The sequence below is a fragment of the Thermoleptolyngbya sp. M55_K2018_002 genome (assembly GCF_015295965.1).
Taxonomy (GTDB): domain Bacteria; phylum Cyanobacteriota; class Cyanobacteriia; order Elainellales; family Elainellaceae; genus Thermoleptolyngbya; species Thermoleptolyngbya sichuanensis.
On record NZ_DVEA01000289.1, the window covers coordinates 1 to 4,299 of the forward strand.

Annotated in this window: 7 protein-coding genes; 3 read left to right on the plus strand and 4 right to left on the minus strand. The window is 58.6% G+C overall.

Annotated elements, in window-relative coordinates:
* Positions 1-374: aminotransferase class IV (locus IGS51_RS14950; RefSeq protein WP_297079387.1), on the plus strand; the 374-nt coding region annotated here is incomplete at its 5' end.
* Positions 375-404: 30 nt separating this feature from the next.
* Here the strand turns inward: IGS51_RS14950 and IGS51_RS14955 are convergent.
* On the minus strand, positions 405-827 hold the full coding sequence (locus IGS51_RS14955) for a Fur family transcriptional regulator (RefSeq protein ID WP_297079389.1): 423 nt from the start codon (positions 825-827) through the stop codon (positions 405-407).
* A gap of 313 nt (positions 828-1,140) precedes the next feature.
* Between IGS51_RS14955 and purS the strand changes: the two genes are divergently transcribed.
* Positions 1,141-1,401 carry a phosphoribosylformylglycinamidine synthase subunit PurS gene (gene purS, locus IGS51_RS14960; RefSeq protein ID WP_297079391.1) on the plus strand — a complete coding sequence of 87 codons (261 nt, stop codon included), beginning with the start codon at positions 1,141-1,143 and terminating at the stop codon, positions 1,399-1,401.
* 6 nt (positions 1,402-1,407) lie between these two features.
* Positions 1,408-2,106, plus strand: coding sequence for a phosphoribosylformylglycinamidine synthase subunit PurQ (purQ, locus tag IGS51_RS14965; protein WP_297079393.1), 699 nt, complete (start codon positions 1,408-1,410; stop codon positions 2,104-2,106).
* 19 nt (positions 2,107-2,125) lie between these two features.
* Here the strand turns inward: purQ and IGS51_RS14970 are convergent, their stop codons facing one another.
* The 3 genes from IGS51_RS14970 to IGS51_RS14980 form a co-directional block, all read right to left on the minus strand.
* Entirely contained in the window at positions 2,126-2,905 is a 780-nt protein-coding gene (locus tag IGS51_RS14970; protein ID WP_297079394.1) for an ABC transporter permease subunit, read from the minus strand.
* A 111-nt stretch (positions 2,906-3,016) separates the two neighbouring features.
* A complete protein-coding gene (locus IGS51_RS14975) occupies positions 3,017-4,054 on the minus strand; it encodes a DUF5357 family protein (RefSeq protein WP_297079396.1) in 1,038 nt (345 codons plus the stop codon).
* A gap of 61 nt (positions 4,055-4,115) precedes the next feature.
* A partial coding sequence (locus IGS51_RS14980; protein WP_297079397.1) for a hypothetical protein occupies positions 4,116-4,299 on the minus strand: 184 nt, incomplete at its 5' end.

Below are 4,299 nucleotides of genomic sequence, written 5' to 3' on the forward strand. Positions count from 1 at the left end.
TCAACTCTCAGGGCAAGGTCAGCGAAGCGTCGGGGATGAATATTTTCATCGTGCGGAATGGCAAGCTGATCACGCCGGGGTTTGACCAAGACATTCTGGAAGGCATTACCCGCGACAGCGTGATCACCGTTGCTCGGTCGCTAGGGATTGAGGTGATTGAGCGGCCGGTGGACAAGTCGGAACTGTTCATCGCCGATGAAGTTTTTCTCAGCGGCACGGCGGCCCGCGTCACGCCCGTTCGTCGTGTCGAAAACTACGAGTATTCCCCTCAGCGCCCCGTGACTGACCAACTGCGGGACAAGCTGACCGCCATTACCGAAAACCGCGATCCGGAGTTTCGCGACTGGGTGTTTGCGATTCCGCTGAATGCGTGATGGGTGGGTCGGAGGGTACGGAGAGTGCGCTCATCCCACGGCCCCCTGATCCTGCTGTGTTGGGCTGGCGATCGCCTCCTGGCACTGGGTACACAGCCCATAAAACTCCAGCATGTGATAGTAAATTTTGAAGTGGTAGGACTGATTGAGCTGCTCCTCTAGCTCATGCACCGGGCACTCGTCGATGGGGAGAGAGCTACCGCAGCGCAGGCAGGTCAGGTGGTGGCGATCTTCTTGGGTAGAACTGTAGAGCGCCTCGCCCGTGCTGAGTTGGCGGCTTTGCACCACGCCCTCTAGCTTCAGCGCTTCCAGCGACCGATAGACTGTCGCCAGCCCGATATTATGCCCCTCCTTTCGCAGTTCCAGAAAGATTTCCTGCGCTGAAACGGCCCGATTCAAGGTCTTGAGCAGGGTGAGAATTCGCTCTTGATTGCGGGTGCGGCGCGTTCTCATGGTGGTTTCAGGTGGATTGGGCAGTGCGGCAGCGTAAATGCGTAAATGATCGAGTTGAAGGATTGAGTTGAAGGATCGAGTTGCGATTCCGTCGGATCATGCGTCCCGTTCTGTCTCATCATAATCGCGATCGCCCGTCCACTTGTGGAGAAACCTGCGGGGCGATCGCGCTCTAGGCGGCACCAGCGCTACAAAGCGCGATAAACCGGCCCAGCGCTACAAAGCGCGATAAGCGCTATAAAATGAGATGCGGGTTTGGCACGCTTCTGGGCTGAATCCCCGCCACTCTGCTGCATTGCATCCGCCCCCTCCCATGAGTCAGACCTACCAGGCCAAGGTATACGTCACACTGCGTCCCTCCGTTCTCGACCCAGCCGGAACCGCCGTGCAGTCAGGGCTTCAGCACCTTGGGTATGACAATGTTGGGACAGTTCGCATTGGCAAATATGTAGAACTGACCCTCACCGCCGACGACGAAAGCGATGCCCGCACCCAGCTTGACCGGATGTGCGACCAGCTTTTGGCGAATCCGGTGATTGAGAATTATCGGTTTGAGCTAATCCCTAACCTCTAAACGCCCATGAAAACTGGTGTCATCGTCTTTCCTGGCTCCAACTGCGATCGCGACGCAGCGATGGTGACGCGGGATTTGCTGGGGCTGCCGACGCGGATGGTGTGGCACGAAGAGAGCGACCTGTCGGGGCTGGATCTGGTGATTGTGCCCGGCGGGTTTAGCTATGGAGACTATTTGCGCTGTGGGGCGATCGCCCGATTTTCGCCCGCTATGCAGGCTGTGGTGCAGCACGCCGAGCGGGGCGGTTTGGTGCTGGGCATTTGCAATGGCTTTCAGGTGTTGACAGAGGCAGGGCTGCTGCCGGGGGCGCTGGTGCGAAATCGGGATTTGCACTTTATTTGCGATCGCGTTTCGCTGCGCGTCGAGCGGGTCGATTTGCCCTGGACCCAGCGCTATGCCCCCCAGCAGGTGATTACGCTGCCGATTGCTCACGGCGAAGGCTGCTACTATGCCGATGCAGACACGCTGGCGGCTCTGGAAGACCATCAGCAAATTCTGTTCCGCTATTGCGCGGCAGACGGTTCCCTGACGGAAGCCAGCAACCCCAACGGATCTCTGGGCCACATTGCAGGCATCTGCAACCGCCGGGGCAATGTGCTGGGCATGATGCCCCACCCGGAACGAGCCGCCGACCCCGCCCTGGGCAACACCGACGGGCTGAAGCTGTTTGAAGGGGTGCTGACGGCGCTGAGCGTGGGGGTGTAGGAGAGATCGCGGGACGCGGTTAAAACTGGCGGCGAGAAAAGATGACCGTGGCGATCGCCAGCAGCAGCGCCGTATACAGCACCCCGTAGGCCGCGTTGGCCCACAGTTCTGATGCAGGAGGCAGAGCCGCCAAGCCATACACGGCCTGGTTTTTCAGGTTGAGCCGAGCCAGGTCAGGTAGCAGCAGGTAGAGTCCCTGCGTTATCCGCTCCATCACCGGATTCTGGCTGAGATTGCCCAGGCTGACCAGATCACGGCTAAAGTGCCCCATGAGGTAAATGCCCACCGTAAGGGCGATCGCCAGCAGGGAACTGGTGAACACGCCAAACAAAATCGCCACCGCCACCATCAGCGAGAGTTCCAAAAACTGGAACAGCGCCGCAATCAAGATGCTCGCCAGCGGAAAGGGCGCTCGATAAAAACTCACCACTGCCACGAAAATCAGCGTCATGGCGGCCACCAGCACAGCCAGCACGGCCGATAGTCCCAAATGCTTGCCCAGAATGAATTCTGCCTTGCTGACGGGTTTGGCAATCAGCACATAAACCGTGCGTTTCTCGATTTCTTTGTTCACCAGGCCCGTGCCGACGAAAATGGCAATCACCAGCCCTGTCAGACCGATAGCCGCCAGCCCCACGTCTAGCAAAATCTTCAGCTCCGTGCCCGCTGCCACTTCGGGCAGCAGCGCGGCGATCGCCACCAGCGCGATCGCAAACACGCCCAGCAAATACAGAATGCGATCGCGAATCACCTCACGAAACACATTCACGGCAATCACCCACACGCGACCGAGATTCACCGTTTCCTCACTCCCTTGCGTCCCAAATCCATGCGCCTGCCGTCTGCAAGCGTATCACTCATCCACCCCTTGGGCATGAACCCCTCCGGCAGTTCGCGCCGCATTCCGATTTTACGGCGGTTGCGCCAGCGAAATGCGCCGAAAGGGATTGCATTCCACCCGCGTCAGCGGCGCACCTGCTACCACTTCGCCTGCACCTAGCGGCGGCGTAACCTGAGAAATCAGGCAAGCCTTTTCATAGACATAGGGAAAATTAGTGCTGGTTGGGCCCGTCCAGAGCATCCGCAGCCGCAGGGTATATTCCGGCTCGCCCGGAGGCACCACCGCGCTAAATCGCCAGAGCGCATCCTCCGGCAATCCCCGGGCTGCGGATTGGTTTGCCCGTGCAAAGACCTGCCTTTGCAGTTCTGGAATTTGCTGATCCAGCGCAATTAGCCAGCGCTCGGTGTCGCTCCAGGGAATTCCTTCCAGCGATCCCCGAATATAGCCCTCCACCAGATTCATCAGCAGTTCTGCCCGAGGCACGCTGCGGCTGGAGTCGCGCTGCTCTTCATCCAGACGCACCACAAACGCACTCTGCCGAAAATCGTCCGACAGGAGCGTCGGGTAGTCGCGCAGCCAATCTTGCACCACAAAATGAAACTGAATCCAGCAGCTCATCGTGCCTGCCAACACCGCCCGCAAGATCAGGTCTTGCCGCACCTTGGGGTCGGGGATGCTGAAGGTAAACCGGGGAAAAAAGTGGGGCACTGCTGCTGAAATTGCCGAAAAGATCGGCCAACTGACCCACGCCACGCGCCCCAAATCGCCCACCCATCCCGCAAACAGCACCACACAGGCCAGCGCCCCCGTAATCCAGGGCCCCGTTTGGATCTCCAGTCCTAAAATATTGAGCTTGTTGCCCGCCAGCGCCCAGCCAACCCCGACCGTCAGAAACAGCCAGCCAAACCGCGACAGCAAATCCTTGAGAATCAGCGTTTCAACCAGGATAGACAGCGCCCAGGAAAACAGGCTCAGTAGCACCAGCGTTTGCCAGGAAAACGTCCGGGGCGGTCGCAGCTGATTCCAGAGTTCGTCGAGCAGTTCTTTCACAGAGAAACGGCCGTTGCCAATGGGTAAAATCGGTAGCCCTGGCACGTTGAGAGACAAACGGTGAGAGACAAACGGTGAGAGACAAAGGGTGAGAAACAACGTGCCAAGCCCTTCTATGCTACTGAGTTTCTATCCACAGCAGACACTTTTGCAGTTGTTCGGCCATCGTCGGGCGATCGCCCCGATAGCGGCGAGCAGGGGCTAGATCAAGAACCAAGTAGGTGGACATTGATAAATATAAAACCCAAAATATAAACCCCAAAGCCCCTGCGCCGCCCGCGCGGCGGGCGGCGCAGGGTTCA

What these genes read in the sequence shown, in the direction of transcription:
- purS (WP_297079391.1), top strand. Translation starts at nt 1,141, where the DNA reads ATGAGTCAGACCTACCAGGCCAAGGTATACGTCACACTGCGTCCCTCC.
- IGS51_RS14955 (WP_297079389.1), bottom strand. Translation starts at nt 827, where the DNA reads ATGAGAACGCGCCGCACCCGCAATCAAGAGCGAATTCTCACCCTGCTC.
- purQ (WP_297079393.1), top strand. Translation starts at nt 1,408, where the DNA reads ATGAAAACTGGTGTCATCGTCTTTCCTGGCTCCAACTGCGATCGCGAC.